This window comes from Mycobacterium sp. IS-1556 (genome assembly GCF_001499985.1).
Taxonomy (GTDB): Bacteria; Actinomycetota; Actinomycetes; order Mycobacteriales; family Mycobacteriaceae; genus Mycobacterium.
The window spans coordinates 108,797-135,397 of the sequence record NZ_LQIM01000004.1; the positions used below are offsets into that span (position 1 = coordinate 108,797).

The 26,601-nt window shown below is 68.8% G+C and carries 21 protein-coding genes; 13 read left to right on the plus strand and 8 right to left on the minus strand.

All coding sequences use genetic code 11. The annotated features are described in order from the left end of the window. Positions 1–210: 210 nt before the first annotated feature. Both AU187_RS05375 and AU187_RS05380 read right to left on the minus strand, forming a co-directional pair. Positions 211–1,152, minus strand: a complete 942-nt coding sequence (locus AU187_RS05375) for a TIGR03564 family F420-dependent LLM class oxidoreductase (RefSeq protein WP_059098747.1) — start codon at positions 1,150–1,152, stop codon at positions 211–213. Between the two features lie 150 nt (positions 1,153–1,302). After that, positions 1,303–2,610, minus strand: a complete 1,308-nt coding sequence (locus AU187_RS05380) for an acetyl-CoA C-acetyltransferase (protein WP_502687733.1) — start codon at positions 2,608–2,610, stop codon at positions 1,303–1,305. Positions 2,611–2,648: 38 nt separating this feature from the next. Here AU187_RS05380 and AU187_RS05385 point away from each other — a divergent pair, with 38 nt between their 5' ends. The 3 genes from AU187_RS05385 to AU187_RS05395 all read left to right on the plus strand — a co-directional run bounded on the left by AU187_RS05385 (position 2,649) and on the right by AU187_RS05395 (position 5,524). Next, positions 2,649–4,001, plus strand: coding sequence for a 3-oxoacyl-ACP reductase (locus tag AU187_RS05385; RefSeq protein ID WP_059098748.1), 1,353 nt, complete (start codon positions 2,649–2,651; stop codon positions 3,999–4,001). Position 4,002: 1 nt separating this feature from the next. Then, complete coding sequence (locus tag AU187_RS05390; protein WP_172800163.1) at positions 4,003–4,845, plus strand: MaoC/PaaZ C-terminal domain-containing protein; 843 nt, start codon at positions 4,003–4,005, stop codon at positions 4,843–4,845. A gap of 103 nt (positions 4,846–4,948) precedes the next feature. Next, positions 4,949–5,524, plus strand: coding sequence for a histidine phosphatase family protein (locus tag AU187_RS05395; protein ID WP_059098749.1), 576 nt, complete (start codon positions 4,949–4,951; stop codon positions 5,522–5,524). Here AU187_RS05395 and AU187_RS05400 read toward each other — a convergent pair. Both AU187_RS05400 and AU187_RS05405 read right to left on the minus strand, forming a co-directional pair. After that, a complete protein-coding gene (locus AU187_RS05400) occupies positions 5,521–6,165 on the minus strand; it encodes a TetR/AcrR family transcriptional regulator (protein WP_059098750.1) in 645 nt (214 codons plus the stop codon). The genes AU187_RS05395 and AU187_RS05400 overlap by 4 nt on opposite strands. Positions 6,166–6,199: 34 nt before the next feature. After that, a complete protein-coding gene (locus AU187_RS05405; RefSeq protein ID WP_059098751.1) occupies positions 6,200–7,408 on the minus strand; it encodes a glycoside hydrolase family 3 N-terminal domain-containing protein in 1,209 nt (402 codons plus the stop codon). Positions 7,409–7,528: 120 nt separating this feature from the next. Between AU187_RS05405 and AU187_RS24880 the strand changes: the two genes are divergently transcribed. Both AU187_RS24880 and AU187_RS05410 read left to right on the plus strand, forming a co-directional pair. Further along, positions 7,529–7,702, plus strand: coding sequence for a DUF2613 domain-containing protein (locus tag AU187_RS24880; protein ID WP_082683956.1), 174 nt, complete (start codon positions 7,529–7,531; stop codon positions 7,700–7,702). Positions 7,703–7,721: 19 nt separating this feature from the next. Further along, positions 7,722–11,951 carry a DUF3367 domain-containing protein gene (locus AU187_RS05410; RefSeq protein ID WP_197413433.1) on the plus strand — a complete coding sequence of 1,410 codons (4,230 nt, stop codon included), beginning with the start codon at positions 7,722–7,724 and terminating at the stop codon, positions 11,949–11,951. On the opposite strand, the gene AU187_RS05415 is transcribed toward AU187_RS05410, so the two are convergent. Next, complete coding sequence (locus tag AU187_RS05415; protein ID WP_059098753.1) at positions 11,944–13,539, minus strand: MFS transporter; 1,596 nt, start codon at positions 13,537–13,539, stop codon at positions 11,944–11,946. The two genes, AU187_RS05410 and AU187_RS05415, sit on opposite strands and share 8 nt — an antisense overlap. Positions 13,540–13,613: 74 nt before the next feature. On the opposite strand from AU187_RS05415, the gene AU187_RS05420 reads away from it, so the two are divergent. Further along, positions 13,614–14,585 carry a phosphotriesterase family protein gene (locus tag AU187_RS05420; protein WP_059098754.1) on the plus strand — a complete coding sequence of 324 codons (972 nt, stop codon included), beginning with the start codon at positions 13,614–13,616 and terminating at the stop codon, positions 14,583–14,585. 1 nt (position 14,586) lies between these two features. Further along, the gene (locus AU187_RS05425) at positions 14,587–16,056 is read left to right on the plus strand and encodes an AMP-binding protein (RefSeq protein WP_059098755.1); all 1,470 of its coding nucleotides are present in this window, start codon (positions 14,587–14,589) and stop codon (positions 16,054–16,056) included. Here the strand turns inward: AU187_RS05425 and AU187_RS05430 are convergent. Then, a complete protein-coding gene (locus AU187_RS05430) occupies positions 16,025–17,137 on the minus strand; it encodes an acyltransferase family protein (protein ID WP_156425594.1) in 1,113 nt (370 codons plus the stop codon). The two genes, AU187_RS05425 and AU187_RS05430, sit on opposite strands and share 32 nt — an antisense overlap. Before the next feature lie 249 nt (positions 17,138–17,386). Between AU187_RS05430 and pgfA the strand changes: the two genes are divergently transcribed. The 4 genes from pgfA (at position 17,387) to AU187_RS05450 (ending at position 21,044) form a co-directional block, all read left to right on the plus strand. Then, a complete protein-coding gene (gene pgfA, locus AU187_RS05435; protein WP_059098756.1) occupies positions 17,387–18,583 on the plus strand; it encodes a cell envelope lipid trafficking protein PgfA in 1,197 nt (398 codons plus the stop codon). A 35-nt stretch (positions 18,584–18,618) separates the two neighbouring features. Next, on the plus strand, positions 18,619–20,295 hold the full coding sequence (locus AU187_RS05440) for an MmpA family trehalose lipid delivery protein (protein ID WP_502687735.1): 1,677 nt from the start codon (positions 18,619–18,621) through the stop codon (positions 20,293–20,295). A 99-nt stretch (positions 20,296–20,394) separates the two neighbouring features. Beyond that, entirely contained in the window at positions 20,395–20,628 is a 234-nt protein-coding gene (locus AU187_RS05445) for a FitA-like ribbon-helix-helix domain-containing protein (protein WP_059098757.1), read from the plus strand. After that, positions 20,625–21,044 carry a type II toxin-antitoxin system VapC family toxin gene (locus tag AU187_RS05450; RefSeq protein ID WP_156425578.1) on the plus strand — a complete coding sequence of 140 codons (420 nt, stop codon included), beginning with the start codon at positions 20,625–20,627 and terminating at the stop codon, positions 21,042–21,044. Before AU187_RS05445 ends, AU187_RS05450 begins: the two co-directional genes overlap by 4 nt. Here AU187_RS05450 and AU187_RS05455 read toward each other — a convergent pair. Beyond that, positions 21,028–22,188 carry a glycosyltransferase family 4 protein gene (locus AU187_RS05455; RefSeq protein ID WP_059098759.1) on the minus strand — a complete coding sequence of 387 codons (1,161 nt, stop codon included), beginning with the start codon at positions 22,186–22,188 and terminating at the stop codon, positions 21,028–21,030. The genes AU187_RS05450 and AU187_RS05455 overlap by 17 nt on opposite strands. Before the next feature lie 34 nt (positions 22,189–22,222). On the opposite strand from AU187_RS05455, the gene AU187_RS05460 reads away from it, so the two are divergent. Further along, a complete protein-coding gene (locus tag AU187_RS05460; RefSeq protein WP_059098760.1) occupies positions 22,223–23,011 on the plus strand; it encodes a class I SAM-dependent methyltransferase in 789 nt (262 codons plus the stop codon). Positions 23,012–23,025: 14 nt separating this feature from the next. After that, positions 23,026–24,501 carry an aldehyde dehydrogenase gene (locus tag AU187_RS05465; protein ID WP_059098761.1) on the plus strand — a complete coding sequence of 492 codons (1,476 nt, stop codon included), beginning with the start codon at positions 23,026–23,028 and terminating at the stop codon, positions 24,499–24,501. A 54-nt stretch (positions 24,502–24,555) separates the two neighbouring features. Here AU187_RS05465 and AU187_RS05470 read toward each other — a convergent pair whose 3' ends face one another. Next, the gene (locus AU187_RS05470; protein ID WP_059166344.1) at positions 24,556–26,391 is read right to left on the minus strand and encodes an acyl-CoA dehydrogenase; all 1,836 of its coding nucleotides are present in this window, start codon (positions 26,389–26,391) and stop codon (positions 24,556–24,558) included. Positions 26,392–26,601 lie beyond the last annotated feature (210 nt).

Sequence of the window (26,601 nt, forward strand, 5' to 3'; positions counted from 1 at the left end):
GCCATCGTGCTGTCCGGCCAATCGTCGGTGTGGCCAGCCGTACCGAACGGCAAAAAAGGCGGGTTCGGGAGGGCAAATAGGTGCGTCACGTCAGTCTCGCGCGGTCGGCTTTCAACCCTTGCCGACTCTTCGGAATAGCCACTCCCGAACCCGTCGTGCGATCGATCGTACGCCCGGGATCTAGATCACACCAGGGGCAATTGCGGGCGATCAATTGTCCTTCGATCGCAGCAGCGCACGGGTGCGGGCACGCGTCTCGGCATCGGCGTCGAACAGGCTCGCGACGAACTCGTCGACACCGGATGCGGCCAGTTCGTCGAGCCGCTGCGCCACGGTTTCCTCGTCGCCGATGATGGCGGCGTCCTCCGGTCCGGCATAGCCTTCGCGGTCCAGCATCGCGCGGTACGACGGCAACTGCCCGTAGATCGCGAACTCCTCGGCGGCTCGGGCCCGGGCGCCTGCGACGTCGTCGGTGACGCTCACCGGCAGCGACGCCACCACCCGCACCGACGTCTCCGACCGGCCGGCTTCCGCGGCCGCGGTGCGCAGCGCCGGGACGACGTGATCGGCCAGTGTCTTGGGTCCGGTCATCCACGTCATGGTGCCGGCGCTGCGGCGGCCGGCGAGACGCAGCATCTGCGGTCCCAGGGCAGCGAGGTACACATCCGGCGCCGGGGCGCCCGGCACCTTGAGCGAACCGTGTGTGGTCCAGAATTCGCCCGCGGTGTCGGCGGGCTCACCGGCCAGCAGCGGCAGCAGCGCGTCGAGGTATTCGCGCATCTGGCGCACGGGCTTGTCGTACGAGATGCCCCACACGCCTTCGGTCACCATGCGATGGCTCAGGCCGATGCCCAGGCTGAACCGCCCGCCGGCGATCGTGTTGAGGGTCAGCGCGCGCTGGGCGAGCTGGGTCGGATGTTGAACCTGGATCGGCACCACGCCCGAGGCCACCTCGATGGTGTCGATCTCGCGGAACGCGACGGCCAGGATGGTCAACAGGTCGGGGTCGTAGGGCAGCTGGGCCATCCAGACCCGGCGGAACCCTTCGTCACGCAACGCGGCGAGCTTGCCGAGAGTGGCGTCGAGCGGCGACCGCCCTTCGGCGTCGGTGAGGAGTCCCACGAGGGACATGCTGATCTGCATGCCCACCATCGAAGCATCCGCCGCCAAAAGTTAAGAGCCCCGTACTGCCGTCGGGTCGGGGGGTCAGACGGCAGTACGGAGCTATCTGTCTATCGACATGGCCCAAACCGGCGTTACAACCGTCGACACAACTTTTTTTCGAGGCTTTCTCGGGGCTTTCTACGCCTCGAGGATCGCCGCGACGCCCTGCCCGCCGGCCGCGCAGATCGAGATCAGCCCGCGGACCGGTTGACCGGTCTGCTTCTTCTTCTCGGCCAGCTGCTTGGCCAACTGCGCGACGATGCGCCCACCGGTCGCGGCGAACGGATGGCCCGCGGCCAGCGACGATCCGTTGACGTTGAGCTTCGACCGGTCGATCGAGCCAAGCGCAGCGTCGAGGCCGAGCCGCTCCTTGCAGTACTCCTCGGACTCCCACGCCTGCAGGTGTGCGAGCACCACCGACGCGAACGCCTCGTGGACCTCATAGAAGTCGAAATCCTGCAGGCTCAACCCGTTGCGAGCGAGGAGGCGCGGCACCGCATACGTCGGCGCCATCAGCAGTCCGTCCTTGCCGTTGACGTAGTCCACCGCGGCGGTTTCCGCGTCGACGAAGTATGCGAGCGGTTCGACACCGTGCGCGGACGCCCACTCCTCGGTGGCCAGCAGCGACACCGAGGCGCCGTCGGTCAGCGGAGTGGAGTTGCCGGCGGTCATCGTCGCGTCACCGTTGCGGACCCCGAACACCGGCTTGAGCTTGGCGAGCTTCTCGGCCGACGAGTCCGCCCGCAGGTTGTTGTCGCGGTACACGCCGAGGAACGGCGTGACCAGGTCGTCGAAGAACCCGCGGTCGTAGGCGGCGGACATGTTCCGGTGGCTGGCGGCCGCCAATTCGTCCTGGTCGGTGCGCTTGATTCCCATCTCCTTGGCGGTGACGGCAGCGTGTTCGCCCATCGACATCCCGGTGCGCGGCTCGCTGTTGACGGGGATCTGGATGCCCAACGAGGCCGGCAGTTTGCCGACCAGCTTCAGCCGGTCGAGGTTCGACTTCGACCGGCGCAGCCCCAGCAGCGTGCGACGAAGGTCGTCGCCGAGTGCGATCGGCGCATCGGAGGCCGTGTCGACGCCGCCCGCCGCCGCCACCTCGTAGCGTCCGGCGGCGATGCCGTCGGCGGCGGAGATGGTCGCCTGCAGACCGGTGCCGCACGCCTGCTGGATGTCGAAAGCCGGCGTGTACGACGACAGCGCGCTGCCGAGCACACACTCGCGGATCAGGTTGAAGTCGCGGCTGTGCTTGAGCACCGCGCCGCCGATCACGGCGCCGAGGGTCTCGCCGGACAGGTTGAAGCGGTCGATGAGGCCGCCCAGGGCGGCGGTGAACATGTCCTGGTTCGACGCGCTGGCGTAGGCGCCGTCGGAGCGGGCGAACGGAATTCTGTTGCCGCCGAGGATGGCGACGCGTCGGCGGGTATCACTAGCCATGAACCCCATAGTACCCACCCTTCTTACTCAGGAGTAAGTTCGTCCCCATGGCTTCCGATCTGTACTCACAAATCGTCCATTCGACGCCGGGATCGTTCGTCGCCAAGCAACTCGGCATTCCGCAGCCCGAGACGCTGCGCCGCTACAAGCCCGGCGATCCGCCGCTGGCGGGCACGTTGCTGATCGGCGGTGAGGGCCGTGTCGTCGAGCCGCTGCGCACCGCGCTGGCCGAGGATTACGACGTCGTCTCGAACAACCTCGGCGGCCGCTGGGCGGACTCGTTCGGCGGGCTGGTGTACGACGCGACCGGCATCACCGAACCGGCCGGGCTCAAGGGCTTGTACAAGTTCTTCACCCCGCTGCTGCGCAATATCGGGCCGTCCGGCCGCGTCGTCGTCGTCGGCACCACCCCGGAGCAGGCGGGCAGTGAACACGAGCGCATCGCGCAGCGCGCGCTCGAGGGCTTCACCCGGTCGCTGGGCAAGGAGTTGCGCCGCGGCGCGACGGTGAACCTGGTGTACCTGTCCTCCGATGCCAAGCCCGCCGCGACGGGGCTGGAGTCGACGATGCGTTTCCTGCTCTCGGGTAAGTCGGCCTACGTGGACGGGCAGGTGTTCCGGATCGGTGCGGACGACTCGGCGCCGCCGGCCGACTGGGACCGGCCGCTGGACGGCAAGGTCGCGATCGTCACCGGCGCCGCCCGCGGGATCGGCGCGACGATCGCCGAGGTGTTCTCGCGCGACGGTGCGAAGGTGGTGTGTCTCGATGTCGAGGGCGCCAAGGACGCGCTCGGCGTGACGGCCACCAAGGTCGGCGGCACCGCGATCGCGCTGGATGTGACGGCGCCCGACGCGGTCGAGCGCATCACCGAACGCCTGAAGGAAAACCACGGCGGACGCGCCGACATCCTGGTCAACAACGCCGGCATCACCCGCGACAAGCTGCTCGCGAACATGGATGAGGCGCGTTGGGACTCCGTCGTCGCGGTGAATCTTCTTGCGCCGCTTGCCCTAGCCGAAGGGCTGGTCGGCAACGGCTCGATCGGTGAGGGCGGCCGGATCGTCGGGCTGTCGTCGATGGCGGGAATCGCGGGTAACCGCGGGCAGACCAACTACGCGACCACCAAGGCGGGCATGATCGGGTTGACCGACAGCTTGGCGGAGGCCTACGCCGACAAGGGCGTCACGGTCAACGCGGTGGCGCCCGGGTTCATCGAGACCAAGATGACCGAGGCCATCCCGCTGGCCACCCGCGAAGTCGGGCGACGGTTGAACTCGCTGTATCAGGGCGGCCAACCGGTCGACGTCGCCGAGACCATCGCCTACTTCGCGAGTCCCGCGTCCAACGCCGTGTCCGGCAACACGGTGCGGGTGTGTGGCCAGGCGTGGCTGGGGGCGTGACGTGACCCAACCGTCCGGGCTGATGAACCTGGTGCGCGCTGCGGCGGGCGCGCTGCCCTTCGTGCCGCGCGGGGAGACGCTGCCCGACCGCACACTGACCGTCGACGACCTGAGCATCGACCCCGACAACGTGGCGGCGTACGCGGACGTGACGGGTCTGCAGTTCGGCGACACCGTGCCGCTGACCTATCCGTTCGCGCTGACCTTTCCGACGCTGATGTCGTTGGTCACCGGCTTCGACTTTCCGTTCGCGGCAATGGGTTCGGTGCACATCGAGAACCACATCACGCAGTATCGGCCGATCGCGGTCACCGACACCGTGTCGGTGAAGGTGCACGCGGAGAACCTGCGCGAGCACCGGCGCGGCCTGCTGGTCGACCTCGTGACCGACGTCAACGTCGGCAACGAGCGGGCGTGGCACCAGGTGACGACGTTCCTGCACCAGCAGCGCACGAGCTTGTCCGACGAACCCAAGCCCCCACCGCAGAAGCCACCGAAGCTGGGCCCCCCGAACGCGCTGCTGCGCATCACGCCCGGCCAGATCCGGCACTACGCCTCGGTGGGCGGCGACCACAACCCGATCCACACCAATCCCGTCGCGGCCAAGCTGTTCGGCTTTCCGACGGTGATCGCCCACGGGATGTTCAGCGCAGCAGCGGTTCTCGCCAACATCGAGGGCCAACTGCCGGGTGCGGTGAAGTACTTGGTGAAGTTCGCCAAGCCGGTGGTGCTGCCTGCGAGCGCTGGACTGTATGTCGACCGCGTCTCCGATGGCTGGGATCTGACGTTGCGCGACATGAAGAAGCGCGAGCCGCACCTGTTCGGCACGGTGCGGTCGCTCTAGCGACAACTGGTTCGAGACTGCGCACAGATCGCGATCAAGCCTGGTTCGGCGATCTCGCCGCAGTCTCGAAGCCACCTTCGCGAACGCCTGCAGGAGACGGGGCATGGCAATCGAGCTGATCTTCGAAACGCATTCCTTGACCGTGGACAACGAAGCGGGCATTGCCACTGGATGGCTGCCCGGCGAGCTGTCGCCCCTAGGCCGCGAGCTTGCGCGTGAGCTCGGCGGGCGCCATCGCGACCGCCAACTCGCCGCTGTCTTCGTCTCCGATCTTGCCCGCGCCGTCGAGACTGCCGCGATTGCCTTCGCCGGCAGACATGTGCCCATCCGCACCGATTCCCGGCTACGCGAATGCAACTACGGGATGCTCAATGGCATGCCAGTTGCACGGCTCACCACCACCCGCCGTCAGCACATCACCGAGCCCTATCCGGGCGGGCAGAGCTATCAACAGGTCGTCGACCAGATGCGCTCATTCATAAGGAGTTTGGCCGCACAATACGACGATCGGACCGTGCTGGTCATCGCTCACTCGGCCAACAAGTGGGCACTTGACTACCTGCTGAAAGGGCGACGTCTCGCCGAATCGGTCGACGCGCCGTTCGACTGGCAGGAAGGCTGGACGTACCACGTGCCACCGGGGTGGACCGTCGAGACCACTAACCGCGGTTCGGCCTAGTTCGGCGATCTCCCCGCAGTCTCGACGGGGTGGTCGGCCACGGCGTGGTCGGCCGGTGTGCCCTTCAGGCCACGCCAGAACAGGTTGATCATCAGTTCGGCGGCCTCGTCGACACCGGCGTCGCCGGTACTGACGCGGCTGGCCACCGCCTCGCCCGCTCCGACGAGCGCGACGGCCATCATGTCGAAATCCGTGTCGGGCTCGGGGTTTCGGGTACCCGACCGCAGCAGCCTGCTCACGAGATCGATGATGCGTTCGCGGCCCTCACGCACGGTGTGGGCGAACGCCTGAGAGCTGGTGGCCTGACTGTAGAGCACCATCCACGAGGCCCGGTTGGCGTCGATGTAGTTCAGGAACGCCAGAACCGCGGTGCGCAGAAGGTCTTTCGGGCTCTGCTTGAAGTCGATCCGGCTGCGCACGTCGTCGACGAACCGGGCCAGCTCACGGTCCAGGCACGCGGCGAACAACTCCTCCTTGGAGCCGTAGTACAGATACAGCATCGGCTTGGAGATCTGCGCTTCGGCGGCGATCGCGTCCATGGACGTCTCGTGATAGCCGTTGACCGAGAAGATCTGCACCGCGGCGTCAAGCATCTGCTGCTCGCGCACGGCGCGCGGCAACCGCTTGGTCCCTCCGGCCATTACACAAGGGTAAGCAATCGGTGGACGCCAGGTGTCAACAGCGCGGGTTGGGCCCCTTCATCGCCGCCAGCCGCAGCACCGACGCGTCGACGCTGGACATCGACAGCTCACCGGCCGCCACCGCCTTCTCGAGCCGGTCGAGCACTGCGGGCACCTCACCGGTCGTCACCCACAACGCGTTGTCGGCGCCGGCCTGCAGGGCGCGCAGGGCGGCCTCGGCCACCCCGAACCGGTCGGAGATTGCCTGCATGGACGACAGGTCGTCGGTGAACACCGGACCGTTGAACGGCGGGCCGCCGTAATTGCCGGACCGCAGCAGCGCGTACGCGGCCGGGCTCAGGCTCGCCGGATCGCTTCCGGTCAGACCGGGCACCTGCATGTGGCCGACCATCACGCCGACGGGGGCCTGCGTGGTCAGCGTCCGATACGGCACCAGGTCGGTCGTCTGCAGTTCGGCGAGATCCGGCGTGGAGACGCTGCCGGTGTGCGAGTCGCCCGACCCGGAGCCGTGGCCCGGGAAGTGCTTGAGCACCGGGAGGACCCCCGCGTCGCGCAGCCCGCGAGCGTAGGCTCCGGCGAAGTCGGTGACGACGGTCGGGTCCGAACCAAAGGACCGGTCTCCGATGACACCGTCGGCGTTGGCTGAGTCGGTGACGTCGACGACCGGGGCGAAGTCGATGGTGATGCCCATCCCGCGCATCTGCTGGCCGCGCCGCAACGCGATGTCGTACACCTGCTCGGGGGTGTTGGTCTGCGCCAGCACCCGCGGGGAGGGCTGGGCACCGATCAGCGGGGCCAGCCGCGACACCCGGCCGCCCTCCTCGTCGACGCTGACCGCCAGCGGCAGCGGGTTCGCCGCACCCGCGATGTCGGCCAACGATCCGTCGGACAGCATCGACAGGTCCGTCCAGCTGCCGATCATGATGCCGCCCACATGATGGGTGTCGACGACCGCGCGGGCGTCGGCCGCGCCGGTGACCCCGACCATCAGCAATTGCGCGAGCTTGTCGCGGGTCGACAGGGCCGAGAGCAGCTGCTCGCCGGCTCCGCACGCCGGTGCCGCCGGCGCGTCCGGCGCCGGAGCGTTCGGCACGGCCGTGGCCGCCTTCGTCAGCGGAGCCTCGGAGACGGCGGACGGGGCTTCGGGTTGCTCGGTCGGCGAACAGGCCAGCACGAGCCCGGTCAGTGCCACCAGTGCGCAGAGCGTCCTGGTCCTCGATGTCTTCCTCGATGTCAAGGCCATGGGCCTCGACACTAACGGCACTGGACGCTCAGTTCTATCTCCTGGTCGGCGAGCCGGGTGGCTCGACCGCCGGAACGCACGTTCATCTGCGGACATCGGCCGCGTGCTACTTTTGCCCCCATGGATCGGTTCCTCGTGCCCGCTGCCGCCAGCATCGTGGTCGGCCTGCTGCTGGGCGCGGCAGCCGTATTCGGCGTGACGCTGATGGTGCAGCAGGACAACAGGCCTCCTCTGCAAGCGGGCGATCCGGCGTCCTCGGTGCTCAACAGGGTCGAGTACGGCGACCGAAGCTAAATCCCGGGTCGCGTCGCTCCTGCCCTCCGCCGCTGAGACCGTCCCGCTCTCGCGGCGTTGGCTGTGGGTGGCCGCTGCCGCGGCGCTGGTCCTGACATTCGCCCAGTCACCCGGCCAGATTTCGCCCGACACCAAGCTCGACCTGACCGCGAATCCGCTGCGGTTTCTCACGCGCGCGTTCAACCTCTGGAACAGCGAACTGCCGTTCGGGCAGGCCCAGAACCAGGCGTACGGCTATCTGTTCCCGCATGGCGCGTTCTTTCTGATCGGTGACGTCGCCGGGCTGCCCGGATGGGTGACTCAGCGGCTGTGGTGGGCGCTGCTGCTGGTCGTCGGGTTCTGGGGCGTGCTGCGGGTGGCCGAAGCGTTGAACATCGGCAGTCCGACGTCACGGGTGATCGCTGCGGTCGCCTATGCGCTGTCACCGCGGGTGCTGACCACGCTCGGCGCGATCTCCTCGGAGACGCTGCCGATGATGCTCGCGCCGTGGGTGCTGCTGCCGATGGTCCTCGCCCTGCGGGGTGGGCCCGGAGGGGTAGGAAACAGACAGGGCGATGCAAGGATCCGGGTGCTGGCCGCGAGGTCGGCGGTGGCGATCGCCTTGATGGGCGCGGTCAACGCGGTGGCCACCCTCACCGGCTGCCTGTGCGCGGCCATCTGGTTGGCATGTCACCGCCCCACCAGACTGTGGTGGCGATTCACCGCCTGGTGGGCGGTGGGTATCGCGCTGGCGGTGCTGTGGTGGGTGATCGCGCTGGTGCTGCTGGGCCGGATCAGCCCGCCGTTCCTCGACTTCATCGAATCCTCCGGTGTCACCACTCGCTGGATGTCGCTGACCGAGATGCTGCGCGGCACCGACGCCTGGACACCGTTCGTCGCACCGAACGCGACCGCCGGCGCGTCGCTGGTGACCGGTTCGGTCGCCGTGCTCGCCACCACCCTGGTCGCCGCCGCCGGCCTGGCCGGACTCGCCATGCGCACGATGCCGGCCCGCGGTCGGCTGATCACCATCCTGCTGACCGGTGTCACGCTGCTGGCGCTCGGTTACTCCGGTGGACTGGGATCGCCGGTGGCGCTCGAGGTTCAGGCATTCCTCGACGCGTCGGGAACACCGCTGCGCAATCTGCACAAGCTCGAACCGCTGCTGCGCCTGCCGCTGGCCCTGGGGTTGGCGCACCTGCTCGGCCGGATCCCGCTGCCGGGCAGCGCGCCGCGCTCGGAGTGGACGAGCGCGCTGGCTCACCCCGAACGCGACAAGCGGGTCGCCGTCGGAATCGTCGTGCTGGTCGCGCTGGCCGCCGGAACCTCGCTTGCGTGGTCCGGACGCCTCACTCCGCCAGGCGCTTTCGACGCCATCCCGCAGTACTGGCACGACACCGCCGACTGGCTCGACGAACACAACACCGAGGGCCGCGTCCTCGTTGCGCCCGGCGCGCCGTTCGCCACGCAGGTGTGGGGCAACAGCCACGACGAACCGCTGCAGGTGCTCGGCGACAGCCCGTGGGGCGTGCGCGACTCGATCCCGCTGACCCCGCCGCAGACCATCCGAGCGCTGGACTCCGTGCAGCGTCTGTTCGCGGCGGGACGGCCATCCGCCGGGCTGGCCGACACCCTTGCCCGCCAGGGTATTTCGTATGTGGTCGTGCGCAACGACCTCGACCCGGAGGCGTCGCGGTCGGCGCGGCCGCTGCTGGTGCACCGGGCCGTCGACGGCTCGCCCGGCCTGGAGAAGGTCGCCGAGTTCGGCGATCCGGTCGGGGGCGGCACCCTGGCCGGATTCGTCACCGACAGCGGCCTGCGCCCCCGCTACCCCGCCGTCGAGATCTACCGGGTGCACGCCGAAACGCCGGTGACGCCGTACCTTGTCGACACCGAGCGCATGGCGCGCGTGGACGGTGCGCCCGAGGCCCTGCTCCGACTCGACGAACGCCGACGACTCCTCGGTCAGCCGCCGCTGGGCCCCATGCTGTTGACGGCCGACGCCGAACGCGCGGGCGTGCCCGCCCCGCTCGTCACCGTCACCGACACCCCGGTCGCGCGCGAGACCGACTACGGCCGCGTCGACCACCACTCCTCGGCGATCCGCGCTCCCGACGATGCCCGGCATACCCACAACCGGGTCATCGACTATCCCTCTCCCGGCACCGATCTCGTCTACGGGCAGTGGAACGGCGGCCGGGTCTCGGTGTCGAGTTCGGCGGCCGATTCGACCGCGCTGCCCAACGTGACGCCCGCGGCGGGCCCGGCCGCGGCGATCGACGCCGACCCGTCGACGAGTTGGGTGTCCAACGCGTTGCAGTCGGCGATCGGGCAGTGGCTGCAGGTCGACTTCGATCATCCGGTGACCAACGCGACGATCACCGTCACGCCCAGCGCCACCGCGGTCGGCGCGCAGATCCGCCGCATCGAGATCTCGACCGTCAACGGCACCAGCACCCTGCGTTTCGACGAGGCCGGTAAACCGTTGACCACGGCGCTGCCCTACGGGGAGTCACCGTGGGTGCGGATCACCGCGGTCGCCACCGACGACGGATCGCCGGGTGTGCAATTCGGGCTCACCGACATCGCCGTCACCCAGTACGACGCGAACGGCTTCGCCCATCCCGTCAGCCTGCGCCACACCGTCGCGGTTCCCGGGCCTCCGCCGGGTTCGGCTGTGGCGCAATGGGATCTGGGTTCGGAGTTGCTCGGCCGAACGGGCTGCGCGCAAAGCCCAACGGGTACCAGGTGCGCGGCCGCGATGGCGCTGTCGCCCGAGGAGCCGGTGAACCTCAGCCGGACGCTGAGTGTGCCGTCGTCGATCGCGGTGACGCCGACGGTGTGGGTGCGGGCCCGCCAGGGGCCCAAGCTGGCGGACCTGGTCGCGGCGCCGGGCGCCGCCCGCGCGCTGGGCGACGCCGATCCGATCGACATTCTGGGCTCGGCCTACGCCGCGGCCGACGGCGATCCGGGCACCGCGTGGACCGCGCCACAACGCGTCGTGCAGCACCGGACGCCACCGACGCTGACGCTCAAGTTGCCGCGACGCAGCGAGGTCGCCGGACTGCGGGTGACCCCGAGTTCGGTTGAGCTGCCGGCACATCCGACTCTGCTGGCCGTCGACCTCGGTGACGGTCCGCAGATCCGTCGGGTGGCCGGGGACGCGGGCGCGCAGACCCTGAAGCTCAAGCCGCGGGTCACCGACACCGTCACGGTGTCCATCCTCGAGTGGGACGACGTCATCGACCGCACGGCGCTCGGCTTCGACCAACTCAAACCGCCGGGGCTGGCCGAGGTGACGGCGCTGGACACGCGGGGCGCACCCATCGCCGCTGCCGACGCGGCGCGCAACCGGGACCGCACAATCGAGCTCCCCTGCGGGCGTGGACCGGTCATCGGTATCGCCGGCCAGTTCATCCAGACCTCGCTCACCACGACCGTCGGCGCCCTGCTCGACGGTGCTCCCGTCGCCGCGCAACCGTGCCGGAGCGAACCGATCCTGCTGCCCGCGGGCCAGCAGGAGCTGGTGGTCAGCCCCGGTACCGCGTTCATCGTCGACGGCGCGCAGTTGTCCGGACCCCTGGCCCGCGAAATACGCCCGGCGCCAACCACACCCGCGCAGACCGGCGTATGGAGCCCAGACCACCGTGAGGTGAGCGTCGCGCCGTCTCCGGCGTCGCGGGTGCTGGTCGTGCCCGAGAGCATCAACCCCGGGTGGGTCGCACACGACGGCGGCGGGCGCGCATTGACGCCGATCACGGTGAACGGCTGGCAGCAGGGTTGGGTGCTGCCGCCGGGAACGTCGGGTCCGGTCACGCTGACCTTCCCGTCCAACGGGTCCTACCGCGTCGGCCTGATCGGCGGGTTGGCGCTGCTGCCGGTGCTCGCCCTGCTGGCGTTCCTTCCGGCGCGCAGGCGCCAACCGCCCCTTGACCCCGTGCCGGTGTGGCGTCCGCACGCGATCGCGGTGGCCGCCGCCACGCTCGCTGTCGGCGCGGCGATCTCCGGGTTGGCCGGTGTTGTGGTGGTCGGTTGCGCGCTGGGCGTTCGCCGCCTACTTCGCGACCGCGAAAAGCTCTGCGAGGCAACTACTGTCGGCCTATCGGCCGTTGGCCTGATTCTGGCCGGCGCGGTACTGAGCCAGAACCCGTGGCGATCGGTCGACGGCTACGTCGGGCATTCGTGGGGGGTGCAGCTGCTGGCGCTGGTGTCGGTCGCCGCCGTCGCCGCCTCCACCGTGCCGATGAGCACACGCAGGCCGGTCAGTTGACGGCGATCAGGTGCTCGAGCGTGGGCTGGCCGATGACGAACTTGTCGACCGCCTGCTCGACGAGCAGGTCCTGCCGGGTCTGACGGGTCATGTGCTGGTGCAGATGCTCGTCCCACGACCGCACGACGAACGCCTCGACGAACGTGTTGGCCGACTCACCGCTGCGGAACAGCCGCCACTGCACGGCACCGGTGCGCTGCCGCGAGCGCTTCACCCTGGCCATCGCCGCGACGAACGCCGCCTCGTCCTCCGTCGCGACGCGATAGGTCTTCAGCACCACGACCGGTCCGTCGGGCGGCGCGGGTTCGAACACCAGCGCCGGCTCCGGCCAGTGCGCTGACGGTTCCACGTCCAGATTGCCGGTGCCCCGGTGCAGCGGCCACCACAGCAGCGACACCGCGCAGGCGGCCAGCAGCCCCGCACTGATCAGCAGCGCCGTCACACTGCTCGTGGCGCCGGCCACCAGGCCCCACACCAGCGAGCCGATCGCCTGCCCGCCCATGAACACCAACTGGTAGACCGACAGCCCGCGTGCCCGCACCCAGGCCGGAAGGCTCAGCTGCATCGACGCATTCAGAGTCGACAAGGTGAGCAGCCAACACAACCCCCCGAGCAGCATCGCGACGACGACCACCGCCAACACCGGCACCAGAGCCAGCACCACGGTGGCGATCGCGAAACCGACGGCGCCGCCGGTGAGAAGCGCGTTGCGCCCGAACGCCGTCTGCAGCCGCGACAACAACGTCGCGCCGCACACCGCTCCGACCCCCAGCGCACCCAACAGCACGCCGTATCCCGCCGACGACAGGTTCAGTTGCCGACTGGCGATGACGGCGAGCAATCCCCACAGTGCGCTGGCCGGCGCGATGAACAACAGCGCGCGCAACAGAATGCGCCGCACCACCGGCGAGCTCCGGATGAACCGCCCGCCCGCGCTCAGCGCCGACAACGGCCTCTCGGTCGGCAGCAGCCGTTCCGCGGCCGGGCGGCGCCAGACCACCAGCGCCGCGACGATGCCGACGAACGAGACCGCGTTCAGCGCGAAAACCAGCGTGGGCCCCGACAGCGACACCAGCGCGCCCGCGATCGCCGGCCCGATCGCCCGGGCGCCGTTCATGGCCAAGCTCGTCAATGCCGCAGCGGCCGGGATCTGTTCGCGGGGAACGAGTTCGGGCTGGATCGCCTGCCACGCCGGCGCGGTCAGCGCCTGACCGCAGCCGATCAGGAACAGCAGGATCAGCAACACCGCCGGGGTCGCCAGGCCGACGCCCGTCAACGCCGCCAGCAGCGAGACGCCGGCCGCCATCGCCGCCTGGGTGGCGATCAGCAGCCGCCGCCGGTCGACGAGGTCGGCCAGCACACCGGAGGGTAGGGCCAGCAGCATCACCGGCAACGCCGTCGCCGTCTGCACCAGCGGCACCAGCACCGCCGCGCCGGGATCGGCGACCAGCATCCACTGCGCGCCGACCGTCTGCATCCAGGTACCGAGGTTCGACACGAACTGCGCGATCCACAGCGCACGGTAGATCGGTGAGGACAGCGGCGCCCACGCCGACGGCGCGGCGCGGACAGAGGACGATGCCGCCATGCGGTTGTGGCCTTTCTGTATGAACAGTTCTCAAGTACCCGATTGACCGATCGCTATCTCGTAGCATCGGCCGCGTGCCGCAACTGAACACCGCCGGCGGGGCGATCGACACCGGGGAGCTGGGCGTCACGCTCATGCACGAGCACGTCTTCATCCAGTCCCCCGACATCTCGGCCAACTATCCCGAAGTCTGGGGCGACGAGGGCAAACGCGAGGCCGACGCCGTCGTCCGCCTCAACGAGCTGAAGTCGCGCGGCGTCGACAGCATTGTCGACCTCACGGTGATCGGAATGGGCCGCTACATCCCGCGCATCGAACGCATCGCCGCGCAGACCGACATCAACATCATCGTGGCGACCGGCGTGTACACCTACAACGACGTGCCGATGTTCTTTCACTTCAGCGGTCCGGACACCCCGCTCGGTGAACCGATGGTCGACATGTTCGTCCGCGACATCACCACCGGCATCGCCGGCACCGGAATCAAGGCGGCAATCCTCAAGTGCGCGACCGATGAACCGGGTGTGACTCCGGGTGTCGAGCGGGTGCTGCGGGCGGTCGCGCAGGCCCACAGGGAGACCGGCGTGCCGATCTCGACGCACACCCACGCCGCGACGAAGCGGGGCCTGGATCAGCAGCGCATCTTCATCGAGGAAGGCATCGACCTCTCGCGCGTGGTGATCGGGCATTCGGGTGACACCACCGATCTCGACTATCTGGAAGAGCTCATCGGCAACGGCTCCTACATCGGCATGGACCGGTTCGGCGTGGACGTGTTCCTCGGCTTCGAAGACCGGGTCGACACCGTCGCAAAGATGTGCGAGCGCGGGCACGCCGACAAGATGGTGTTGTCCCACGACGCATCGTGTTTCATCGACTGGTTACCGGAAGCGCTTGTGCCGGCGACCATGCCGAACTGGCACTATCTGCACATCCACAACGACGTCATTCCCGCGCTCAAGGATCGTGGCGTCACCGACGAGCAGCTGACGACGATGCTCGTCGACAACCCGCGCCGAATCTTCGAGACACGGGGCGGCTACTGAGATGACCGGACCGATCCCGCCGATCGGGACGCAGGTGTCGCGGCTGGCGGCCGCCGCCCCCGACGCACCGGCGGCGACGTGCGAGGGTGTCACGGTCACACGCGGTGAACTCGACGAGTCGACCAACAGGCTGGCCCGCGCCTACGCCGAACTCGGTGTGCGACAGGGTGATTACGTCACCGTGGTGCTGGCGAACTCGATCGAATTCGTCCAGGCGGTGCTCGCGACGTGGAAGCTCGGCGCCGTTCCGCAGCCGCTCTCACCGCGGCTGCCCGACGCCGAACTCGCCGGGTTGCTCGAGCTCAAGCCGCGGGCCCTGGTGGTCGGCCGCGACGACCCGACCGGTCGAACACCAAGCGTGCCAACCGGTTACGCACCCGATCCGGGGCTGTCGGACGCACCGCTGCCGGAGGCGGTGTCGCCCATCTTCAAGGCGATGGCCTCCGGCGGGAGCACCGGCAAGCCGAAGCTGATCGAATCCGGTGGCGACGGCCGGTTTCCGCCGGCCGCCGGGTACCCGCTCGGCGCACAGGAGGGTGACGTCAACCTGCTGTCGGTGCCGCTGAGCCACAACACCGGGTTCACCACGTTCGCGATCGGCCTGGTGCAGGGCCATCATCTGGTGCTGATGCCGCGGTTCGAACCGCACGAGTTCCTGCGTCTGGTGACCGAACACCGGGTGACATTCCTGACGACGGTGCCGACGATCATGCAGCGGTTGCTGCCGGTCTACCGGGCCGACCCCGACGCCTACGACCTGTCCTCCATCCGGCGGTTCTGGCATGTGGCCGCGGTCTGCCCGCCGGCCGTCAAGCAGGCGTGGATCGACATCCTGGGTCCGGACACAGTGTGGGAACTGTACGGCGGCACCGAGTTACAGGCGTTGACGTTCATCTCCGGGGACCAGTGGCTGACGCACCCGGGTTCGGTCGGCGTCGTTGTCGCCGGGGAGATGAAGGTGCTCGACGACGACGGCAACGAGTGCCCGCCGCGAGTCGCAGGCGAGATCTACATGCGCCCGTCGCCGGGCAGCGCGCCGACCTACCGCTACGTCGGCGCGACCGCGAAGTCCCGCGACGGCTGGGACTCACTGGGCGATCTGGGCTATTTCGACGAGGACGGCTTCCTGTACCTCAACGACCGTCGCGTCGACATGTTCACCGTCGGCGGCCGCAATGTCTACCCCGCCGAGATCGAGTCGGCGCTGGCCGAACACCCGGCGGTGCTGTCGTGTCTGGTCGTCGGCGTGCCGGATTCGGATCTCGGCCAGGTCCCGCACGCGCTCGTGCAGGCCGACGGTGATCTCGACGAGGCGACCGTCATCGCATTCCTCTCGGAGCGCCTCGAGCGCCACAAGGTGCCGCGCACGGTCGAGTTCACCGATGCGCCGTTGCGCGACGACGCGGGCAAGGCGCGACGCTCCGCGGTGCGCGACGAGGTCATCTCGCGACGGGCTCAGGCACGCCGCTGACCGCCGAGTCCAGCGGCGGTATCGGGCGTTCGTGACGAAACTCCCATCGCCGCAATGCCGTCCGGCACGGCGACTCCACCAGCGCGTAACTGACCGCGGCGATCGCGAAGCCGAACACCACCGTCAGCACCAGCACCACCGGCATGTGCCCGCTGAACGCGAACTCGCCGATCACCGGGAACACCATCGCCAGCGCGGCGAGGTGCCAGATGAACAGCCCGTAGGACCACCGGCCCAACGTCACCATCGTCGTGTTGCCGAGTAGTCGGTGCGAGGTGTCGGGGCGGTCGAGCACCAGCGGGGCCACCAGCGCGGCGGCGACCACCGCGCCCATCGCGATCTTGACGACGAACTGGCTGACCGTGCCCGGGGTGAGTCCCTCGGGACCCGCGATCGGGGACGCCGCGACCAGGAAGGCGGCCGCCGCGATGACCGCCATCAGCACCCGCCGCCGGGCCAACCGGTGCGGCCATCCGACCGGTTCCACCGTCAACTCGGCAAGCAGCATGCCCGCGGCGAACCAGGAGAAAAAGGCTGGCGGCCAGTTCAGGTGGTTGACACCGGCGGAGGTGGCGATGGGCAGCACCGCCCACCCCAGGCTGGCGACCGCCGCGACCGCGATAACGGGTATCCGCGCACGCACCGGGACCCGTCGCACCAGCAGCGCGAGCAGCGGTAGCGCGAGGTAGAACGCCACCTCGACCGACAGGCTCCACATCTGCGTCAGCCCCGCGGTCAAGGTGAGCGGCACGTAGATCTGGGTCAGGGTGAGGTTGGCCAGCCACACGGTCAGGTCGGCTTTCGCATCGGGCAGCAGCGACAGGATCACCACCACCGCGACCAGGTAGCCGGGCATGATGCGGACGATCCGCGAGCGCAGGTAGTGGCCGGTCGACGGGGTCGGCCGCAACCCCCGCGCGGCCGCGGCATGCCCACGCCACAGCAGGAAGCCCGACAGCGCGAAGAACACCGCGACCGCGAGGTCGAAGCGGCCGAACAGCCGGCCGGTGATCCCGCCGGTGTGGCCGGTCTGAAAGGCCACGTGGGTAACGACGACCCCGACCGCCGCGCAGGCCCGCATGCCTTCGACGGCAGGCAGGAAGCCGCGAGTGCCGCCGACTTCCGCCACGTTTCCGATGCTGCCCACGGCAATCAGTGTGCCGGGAGGATCGAAACACGCTGAATACGGGTAGTCCCGGGGGCCGCGGGTGGATGCGCTCGGACTAAACGACGACCTTAAATTGTGCTGTTAGGGTCAAACGGGTTTTTGCGGGCGTACCACGGGACGACGAAGCCGCGGACGCGAGGAGCGGGATATGGGAGGCACGGTTTGAACCGCGCAGTGGCGCTGCGTATTGCGGCGTGCGGGATCTTGGGGCTGGGTGCCGCCCTGCTGATCGCCGCGCTGTTGCTGTCCACCTACACCCACAGCAAGATCGCCAAGATTCCGCTGGACCTCGATGCCACGCTGATCAGCGAGGGCACCGGGACCGCGTTCGACCCGGCATCGCTCAACTCGGCCAAGTTCGTCATCGACCGCGACGTGCCGATGGCGATGCAGGAGCAGATCTCGGTGGAGTCCCCGTCGAACGCCGACGTGGTGACCCTTCAGGTCGGCAGCTCACTGCGCCGAACCGACAAACAACAGGACACCGGCCTGCTGCTGGCGATGGTCGACACCGTGACCGTCGACCGCAGCACCGCCGAAGCGGTGTCCAGCGAGAGCAATCCGGGCGGCGCGGTGCAGAAGCCGCGCGCCATCGACGACGACAAGCCGCCGACGAACATCGCGCTGCCGCACGAGGGGCTGGCCTACCGGTTCCCGTTCGACACGGAGAAGAAGACCTATTCCGTGTTCGACCCGATCGCGCAGAAGGCGTTCGACGCCAATTACGACGGCGAGGAAGACGTCAACGGCATGACCACCTACCGGTTCAGCCAGAACGTCGGCTACGACGCGGACGGCAAGCTGGTCGAGCCGGTGAAGTACGCCTCGCTCTACGAAGACGACGCCGACAGCGAGGTAACCGCGCGCGCGGCGATGTGGGGAGTGCCCGGTGAGCCCGACGAGCCGATCACGATGTCGCGGTACTACGCCGCGCAACGCACCTTCTGGGTCGATCCGGTGTCCGGGACCATCGTCAAGAAGGACGAGCACGGCTACCACTACTACGCCCGCGAGCCGCTCAAGCCCGAGGTGACGTTCGTCGACTACAAGGTCTCGTACAACGAGGAGACCGTCGAATCCCAGGTCGCCAGCGCCAGCGACGAGCGCGACCGGGTCGCGCTGTGGGGCCGCATCCTGCCGATCACGTTCACCGCGATGGGCCTGGTGCTACTGGTCGGCGGCGCGCTGCTCGGCTCGTTCAGCCTGCGCGCGGAGTCAGCGCTGATCGATCCGGGGCTTGACGAGGCCGACCACGGGTTCTTCGACACCCAGGGCATCAAGGTGCCCGGCGCGGAAGCCAAGACCGAGAAGATTCCGACGTCCAGACCGCCCGACCTGCCCCCGGACAGACCGGTCTGATCACGCGTCTGACCGCGCCGTTGCGGGCGCAGTCGCTGGTGGCTCGCTTCGTGCCGCCCGCCCTCCCTCCGGCCTATGCGCTGGTGCTCGTCCTCGCCGTGACGGCGCCCCTGCTCGCACCGGGGTACCTGCTGTTGCGTGACGCGGTGTCGACGCCGCGTTCGTACGTGTCCGACGCCGCACTGGGGTTGTCCGAGGCGGCACCGCGTGCGCTGCCGCAGGACTTTTTCGTGGCGGTCGCGTCGTCGGTCGTCGACGGCGGAGTGGTGGTCAAATCGCTGCTGATCGCCGGGTTGTGGTTGGCGGGCTGGGGCGCGGCCCGGCTGGCCGCAGCGGTGGTACCCGAATCCGGGGTGGCCGGTCAGTGCGTGGCGACGACGATCGCCGTGTGGAACCCCTATGTCGCCGAACGCCTTCTGCAAGGCCACTGGAGCCTTCTCGTCGGCTACGGATGCCTGCCGTGGGTGGCCGCCGCGATGCTGGCGATACGGACTCGGCCGTCGTGGTCGGTGGCGGCAGGTCTGGTGTTCTGGATCGCGCTGGCCGGGCTGACTCCGACCGGGCTGATGCTGGCGGCGACCGTCGCGCTGGTCTGCGCTTTCGCGCCCGGCGACGGGTGGCCGCGGTGGCGGTGCGCGATTTTCGGGATGGGCGTGGCGGTCGTCGCGGCGCTGCCCTGGCTGGTCGCGGCGATGGTGGCGCGGTCGTTGGAGTCGTCGCAGGCCGACGGGGTCGCTGCGTTCGCGGCGCGGGCCGAACCCGGGCTCGGGACTCTGATCAGCCTGGCCGGGCTGGGCGGTATCTGGAACGCAGAAGCGGTACCCGCTTCGCGCACACCGCTTTTCGCCGTCGTAGGCACCGCGGTGTTGCTCGGTGTCGTGACGTTGGGTCTGCCGGTGGTGCTGCGCCGGCGGGCCGCGGTACCGCTGCTGGTGCTGGCCGCCGTCGCCCTGGTGGTGCCTGCGCTGATGGCCACCGGGCCCGGACTCGCCCTCGTCGAGGCGGCGATCCGCGCGCTGCCCGGCCTCGGAGTGATACGGGACGGGCAGAAATGGGTGGCGTTGGCGGTGCCCGGGTACGCGCTGGCCGGAGCGGCCGCGGTGCTCACGACGCGACGCTGGCTGCCCGCGGCGGCGACGGCAATGGTCTGTTGCGCGGCGCTCATCGCGACACTGCCGGATCTGGCGTGGGGCGCGGGCGGCAAGGTTGCGTCGGTGCAGTATCCGCCGGGGTGGGCGACGGTCGCCGAGATGATCAACGCCGACCCGCGCCCAGTGGCCGTGCTGGGGGTGGACAGCATGCGCCGATTCGACTGGGCGGGTGACGCGCCCGTACTCGACCCGTTGCCGCGGTGGGTTCGCGCCGAGGTGCTGAGCACCGGCGACCTCCAGATCGGCGACCGGATCGTCTACGGGGAGGGGCAACGCGCGCGCGAGGTGCAGGAGATCCTCGTCGAAAGCGCCGACCGCGACGCGTTGGCCGATGCCGGCGTCGGGTGGGTCGTCGTCGAATCCAGCGGCGCCGCAGAGCATTTGCCGTTGCCCGTGGCGTATACCGATGATGAGCTCACGCTGTACCGGATCGGTGGCTCGTCGCCGGGGGCGGACGGGCGCGGCGTCGTGCTGGCCGCGCACCTGGCGTGGCTGGCGATTCTTCTGGTCGGTGGGGGCGCCGCAGTCGTCACGGCAGTTCGAGGCCGTCGGGGCCGTTGAAGTCGCAGGCGATATCGCTTGCACCGCGGGCCGTACTACGGAAAATGAGCTCCAAGCGATCTGCCTGCAGATTAGCAGCAATACAGCTAAACTGCAGGGATGGTTGCCATCACCATCCGTGACATCCCCGACGACGTGCGCGACGAGTTGGCTGTCCGGGCGGCCAGGGCCGGAAAGTCGCTTCAGGAATACCTGCGCGGAATGCTTGTCGAAACCGCCGCCAAACCGACAGTGCAGGACACTCTCGCCCGGGCACGAGCGCGCGTTGCGACAACCGGAAGCCGACTCGACGCGGCGACGATCCTCGCCGACAAAGATGCGGATAAGCGTTGAGATTGCGCGTCGTCTGCGATGCCTCCACGATCCTGGCCGCTCTACTGGACTCCGGCGACGACGGTCGATGGGCGACCGCCAAGATCAGCGAGGGAGATCTCTACGCCCCGACACTTCTGCCGTTCGAGTGTGCCAACGTCATGCGACGACAAGAACTCGCCGGAACGATCACGCCCGACCAAGCCGCACAAGCGCATACCGACCTTCTCGACCTGGCGATCGAGTATTGGCCCTACGACTTGCTTGCCGATCGAATCTGGGAACTCCGGGAGAATCTGTCCAGCTACGACGCGGCATATGTCGCACTAGCCGAGACGCTGGACGCGACCGTCGTCACCCTGGACCGTCGTATCGGCGGTGCGCCGCGCCTGAGGTGCGAGATCGACACGCCGCCTCTGCCTAGACGACGCCGCTGAGGTACTGCCCGCGGTGCACCGACTCCAGCACGGCGCGCATGGCCGTCGCGCTCTGCTGCCAGGAGAACTCACCGCAGCGCACATGTGCCTTGGCTCCGAGTTGCTCGCGCAGCACCCGATCCGACAGCAGCTCACCCAGGCCGTCGACCAATTCGTCGAAGTCGTCGACCAACAGACCGGTCACCCCGTCGACGATCGAATCGGTCAGGCCGCCGGAGGCCCGGTAGCCGACCGTGGGCACCGAGTGCTGCCCCGCCTCGATGACCGCCAGCGCCCAACCCTCTTTCCGCGACGGCAACACATGCACCCAGGACTGCTGCAGCACACGATGTTTCGTCTCGTCATCGACGTGCCCGTGGAACGTCACCGCGTCGGAGATGCCGAGCAGCGCGGCGTGCTCGACGAGCCGCTGCTCCCACCAACCGCCGCCGACGACGTCGAGCGTCAGATCCGGAATGCGGCGCCGCAGCGCCGCGACGGCTTCGAGCGCGTCCTCAATCTGCTTGTGCGGCACCAACCGCGACAACACCGCGACCCGCGGTGTCGACGCGCGCGCCACGGTCAACGTCGACGCCGGCGCCTCGTCGAGCCCGTTGCGCACCACCGCGATCTGACCGGGCCGCACGCCCAACGCCGCCAGGTCTCGCGCCGACGGCAGCGACACGGTCACATACTGATTGCGCCGGTGCGCCCGCGGCGACAGCTTCGACTCGACAAACCAGCCGATCCGGCCGATGACCGCGCCTGCGACCGGCCACTGCTCGCGGTGGCAGTGGTGCACGAGCACAGCGGCTCGACGCCCGTAGGCGAGCCGGGCCATGAACGGGATGCCGTTCTGCGTGTCGATCACCACGTCGGGCCGCACGCGCCGCAACGGCCCGAGCCCGATGCGGGCCAACACCATCGCCAACCCCGCCCAGATGTAGACGGTGTAGCGCCCGCCGCCACGGCTGACCCGTACCCCGTCGACGACCTCGCGGCGCGGTGCCCCCGGATAGCGGGCGGTGCGCAGGGTGACCTCCACACCCGAAGCGACCAACTGGGCGCCGATGCGCTGCAGGTAGGCCTCGCTGCCGCCGCCCTGCGGGTGGCCGGTGTCGCGCCAGCACAGCAGCAACACCGATCGGAGGGGGCGGTCAGACATCCGCCCCAGCCTAATGGCTGCGTAGGGTCGCGCTGTGGTCACCGACCTGTTCGCTCGCCGCGCGACGCTGTCGCGGTCGCTGCGCCTGCTGAGCGAATTCCGCTTCGAGCAGCGTGACCCGGCCCGGTTCTACGGCGCGCTCGCCGAGGACACCGCCACGATGGTCGCCGACTTGTGGCATGGCGTGAACGGCTCATCACCGGCCGGCCGGACCGTGCTCGACGTCGGCGGCGGACCGGGCTACTACTCGGAATCGTTCAGCGGCAGGGGGCTTCGGTATATCGGCGTGGAACCCGATCCGGCGGAGATGCACGGTGGTCCCGCGACGACGACGGCCGCCACGTACGTGCGGGCATCCGGGATGGCGTTGCCGTTCGCCGACGCCAGCGTCGACATCTGCCTGTCGTCGAATGTCGCCGAGCACGTGCCACAGCCATGGCGGATGGGGCGCGAGATGCTTCGGGTGACCAGGCCCGGCGGGCTGGTGGTGCTGTCGTACACGGTGTGGCTGGGCCCGTTCGGCGGCCACGAGACCGGCCTGTGGCACTACCTCGGCGGCGCCCGCGCGGCGCGCAGATACGCCCGCAAGCATGGCCATCCGGCGAAGAACAACTACGGCTCGTCACTGTTCGCTGTGCATGCGCGCGACGGGCTGCAGTGGGCGGCGAGCACCGGATCCCTGGTCGCCGCTTTCCCCCGCTACCACCCGCGATGGGCGTGGTCGCTGACGAACGTCCCGGTGCTCAGAGAGTTCCTGGTGAGCAATCTGGTGCTGGTCTTGAGGCCGCCGACTGGAACAGGTTCTACTTTCGCCGGTTCGTAGGTAGTGTGACGGGCATGACACAGAGCACCGCGTTTCGGACCGAGTGGGACAAGCTGTTCATCGGCGGTAAGTGGGTCGAGCCGTCGTCGCCTGAGGTCATCGAGGTGCATTCGCCGGCGACCGGCGAGCTCGTCGGCAAGGTGCCGCTGGCCGAGGAGGCCGACGTCGACGCCGCTTGCACAGCCGCCCGCAAGGCGTTCGACGAGGGCCCGTGGCCGCAGATGTCGCCGCAGGAGCGCGCGGCCGTGATCGGCGCCGCCACCAAGCTGATGGAGGAGCGCGGCGACGAGCTGAAGTTCCTGCTGGCCGCCGAGACCGGCCAGCCGCAGACGATCGTCGACATGATGCAGTACGGCGCCGCGATGTCGGCATTCCAGTACTACGCGGGCGCCGCGGACAAGTTCGCCTGGAAAGAGATCCGCGACGGCATCTACGGCCAGACGCTGGTCGTGCGGGAGCCGATCGGTGTCGTCGGGGCCATCACCGCCTGGAACGTGCCGTTCTTCCTGGCGGCCAACAAGCTCGGGCCCGCGCTGCTCGCCGGCTGCACCGTCGTGCTCAAGCCCGCCGCCGAGACGCCGCTGTCGGTGTTCGCGATGGCCGAGATGTTCGCCGAGGCCGGCCTGCCCGAGGGCGTGCTGTCGATCGTGCCCGGCGCCGCCGAGACCGGCCGCGCGTTGACCGCCAACCCCGAAATCGACAAGTACACGTTCACCGGCAGCTCGGCGGTCGGCAAGGAGGTCGCCAAGATCGCCGCCGATCGGCTCAAGCCCTGCACACTGGAGCTGGGCGGCAAGTCGGCGGCCATCATCCTCGAAGACGCCGACCTCGACTCCACGCTGCCGATGCTCGGCTTCTCCGGCGTGATGAACAGCGGCCAGGCCTGCGTCGCGCAGACCCGCATCCTCGCGCCGCGGTCGCGTTACGACGAGGTGGTCGAGAAGATCGCCAACTTCATCTCGGCGATGCCGGTCGGACTGCCCGACGACCCGAACGCCGCGATCGGCCCGCTGATCAGCGAGAAGCAGCGCGAACGCGTCGAGAGCTACATCAAGAAGGGCGTCGACGAGGGCGCACGGCTGGTCACCGGCGGCGGGCGTCCCGACGGGCTGGACAGCGGCTGGTTCGTGCAGCCGACGGTGTTCGCCGACGTCGACAACGCGATGACGATCGCCCAGGAGGAGATCTTCGGTCCGGTACTCGCGGTGATTCCCTACGAGACCGAAGAAGACGCGATCCGCATCGCCAACGACTCGGTCTACGGGCTGGCCGGCAGCGTGTGGACCACCGACAACAAGAAGGCCCTCGAGGTCGCCTCGAAGATCCGCACCGGCACGTACGCGGTCAACATGTACGCGTTCGATCCGGGCGCGCCGTTCGGCGGCTACAAGAACTCCGGTATCGGCCGCGAGAACGGGCCCGAGGGCATCGAGGCCTATGTCGAGCACAAGAGCGTGCTGCTGCCGTTCGGCTACACCCCCGAGGACTGAGGCCTCTTAGCGCGTTCCTCTGACTTCGTCGTGGGCCCAGCTCGCCGAAGTTGGTCAGAAGGCCCCTTCGGGTAGGTCCATCACCTCGAGGCCGACCTTCTCGACGATGCCGCGCCGGGCGCGCAACGGCGGCAACATGTTCTCGGCGAAGAAATTCGCGGCGGCGACCTTGCCGGTGTAGAACGCGCGGTCGCTGTCGGAGACATCGCCGTCCATGGCCGCCAGCGCGATCTCGGCCTGGCGCAACAGCAGCCAGCCGATGAACAGGTCGCCGACCGCGAGCAGGAACGGCACCGACTCCAGGCCGACGCGGTACAACTCGCGCGGGTTCTCCTGCGCGGAGATCAGGTATCCGGTCAGCGTTGCCGTCATGGTCTGCACGTCCTGCAGTGCGGTGGCCAGCAGGGCGCGACCATCCGCGAGTTCGGGACGCGCGGTTTCGCTGGCGATGAACCGCTGGATCTGATCGGCCACGTGCGTGAGCGCCGCGCCTTGGTCGCGGGCGATCTTACGAAAGAAGAAGTCCTGCGCCTGGATTGCGGTGGTGCCCTCGTAGAGCGAGTCGATCTTGGCGTCGCGGATGTACTGCTCGATCGGATAGTCCTGAAGGAACCCCGAACCGCCCAGCGTCTGCAGCGATTCGGTCAGACACTGGTACGCGCGCTCGGAGCCAACGCCTTTGACGATCGGCAGCAGCAGATCGTTGACCCGGTCGGCCATCTCGCCGTCGGCACCGGAGACGATCTGCGCGACGACGCTGTCCTGATGGGCTGCTGTGTAGAGGTAGAGGGCACGTAGCCCCTCGGCATAGGACTTCTGCGTCAGCAGTGCACGGCGCACATCGGGGTGGTGCATGATCGTCACCCGGGGCGCGTTCTTGTCCGTCATCTGGGTCATGTCGGCGCCCTGCACCCGGGTCTTTGCGTAATCCAGCGCGTTGAGGTAGCCGGTCGACAGCGTGGCGATCGCCTTGGTGCCCACCATCATTCGGGCGTACTCGATCACTTTGAACATCTGGGCGATACCGTTGTGGGTGTCGTTGACCAGCCACCCCACCGCGGGCACGCCGTGTTGGCCGAAGGTCAGCTCGCAGGTCGCCGACACCTTCAGCCCCATCTTGTGCTCGAGACCGGTGACGAAGACTCCGTTGCGTTCGCCGATTTCACCGCTCTCGGGGTCGAAGTGGTACTTCGGCACCAAGAACAAGCTCAGCCCCTTGGTGCCCGGCCCCGCGCCTTCGGGCCGGGCCAACACCAGATGGAAGATGTTCTCGAACAGGTCGTCGGTGTCGCCGTTGGTGATGAACCGCTTCACCCCGTCGAGATGCCATGTGCCGTCGGGCTGTTGGGCGGCCTTGGTGCGGGCGGCGCCGACGTCGGATCCGGCGTCGGGCTCGGTGAGCACCATCGTCGCGGCCCAGTTGCGCTCGACCATCAACGCGGCCCAGTGGCGCTGTTCCTCGTTGCCGATGTCGTTGAGGATGTCGGCCATCGTCGATCCGGCGTGGTACATGAACACCGCCGGTTGGGCGCCCAACGGCAACTCGTTGATCGCCCACTCCACGACTGCCGGGGCAGGTACTCCGCCGATCTCCTCGGCCATGCCGACACGGAACCACTCGCCCTGATGCCAGGCCTGAAACGACTTCTTGAACGCTTCGGGCAGGGTCACCTCGTGGGTGGCCGGGTCGAACGTCGGCGGATGCCGGTCGCATTCGGCGAAGGACTCGGCGACCGGACCCTCGGCCAGGCGGGCCGCCTCGTCGAGCATCTGCCGCACCGACTCGCCGTCGAGGTCGCCGAACTCGCCGGTCGCCAGCGCCTTGTCGAGGTCCAGCACCTCGAAGAGATTGAACTCCAGATCGCGCACGTTGCTTCTGTAGTGGCTCATGACGAGCGCCTTTCCCTCTCCGCGTCGAGCCCGAGCGTAGCCGTCCGGTCATGCCCTGACCTGCACTTCGCGCGGAGAATCCGGGGCACGACGGGATTATGGCCTAGTCCATAATCGGCCGGTTCGACGTGCAGATGGCGTCCGGCCGCCGGTCGGCTACCTGCGTACCCACCGCGCACATGTGATGCGGAATACATCCATTGCCTCGGT

Excerpts from the sequence above, each read along its gene's own strand:
- AU187_RS05375 (WP_059098747.1), bottom strand. The coding sequence starts at position 1,152 with ATGGTGGGCATGCAGATCAGCATGTCCCTCGTGGGACTCCTCACCGAC.
- AU187_RS05380 (WP_502687733.1), bottom strand. The coding sequence starts at position 2,610 with ATGGGGTTCATGGCTAGTGATACCCGCCGACGCGTCGCCATCCTCGGC.
- AU187_RS05385 (WP_059098748.1), top strand. The coding sequence starts at position 2,649 with ATGGCTTCCGATCTGTACTCACAAATCGTCCATTCGACGCCGGGATCG.
- AU187_RS05395 (WP_059098749.1), top strand. The coding sequence starts at position 4,949 with ATGGCAATCGAGCTGATCTTCGAAACGCATTCCTTGACCGTGGACAAC.
- AU187_RS05400 (WP_059098750.1), bottom strand. The coding sequence starts at position 6,165 with ATGGCCGGAGGGACCAAGCGGTTGCCGCGCGCCGTGCGCGAGCAGCAG.
- AU187_RS05405 (WP_059098751.1), bottom strand. The coding sequence starts at position 7,408 with ATGGCCTTGACATCGAGGAAGACATCGAGGACCAGGACGCTCTGCGCA.
- AU187_RS24880 (WP_082683956.1), top strand. The coding sequence starts at position 7,529 with ATGGATCGGTTCCTCGTGCCCGCTGCCGCCAGCATCGTGGTCGGCCTG.
- AU187_RS05415 (WP_059098753.1), bottom strand. The coding sequence starts at position 13,539 with ATGGCGGCATCGTCCTCTGTCCGCGCCGCGCCGTCGGCGTGGGCGCCG.
- AU187_RS05425 (WP_059098755.1), top strand. The coding sequence starts at position 14,587 with ATGACCGGACCGATCCCGCCGATCGGGACGCAGGTGTCGCGGCTGGCG.
- AU187_RS05430 (WP_156425594.1), bottom strand. The coding sequence starts at position 17,137 with ATGCGGGCCTGCGCGGCGGTCGGGGTCGTCGTTACCCACGTGGCCTTT.
- AU187_RS05445 (WP_059098757.1), top strand. The coding sequence starts at position 20,395 with ATGGTTGCCATCACCATCCGTGACATCCCCGACGACGTGCGCGACGAG.
- AU187_RS05455 (WP_059098759.1), bottom strand. The coding sequence starts at position 22,188 with ATGTCTGACCGCCCCCTCCGATCGGTGTTGCTGCTGTGCTGGCGCGAC.
- AU187_RS05465 (WP_059098761.1), top strand. The coding sequence starts at position 23,026 with ATGACACAGAGCACCGCGTTTCGGACCGAGTGGGACAAGCTGTTCATC.
- AU187_RS05470 (WP_059166344.1), bottom strand. The coding sequence starts at position 26,391 with ATGAGCCACTACAGAAGCAACGTGCGCGATCTGGAGTTCAATCTCTTC.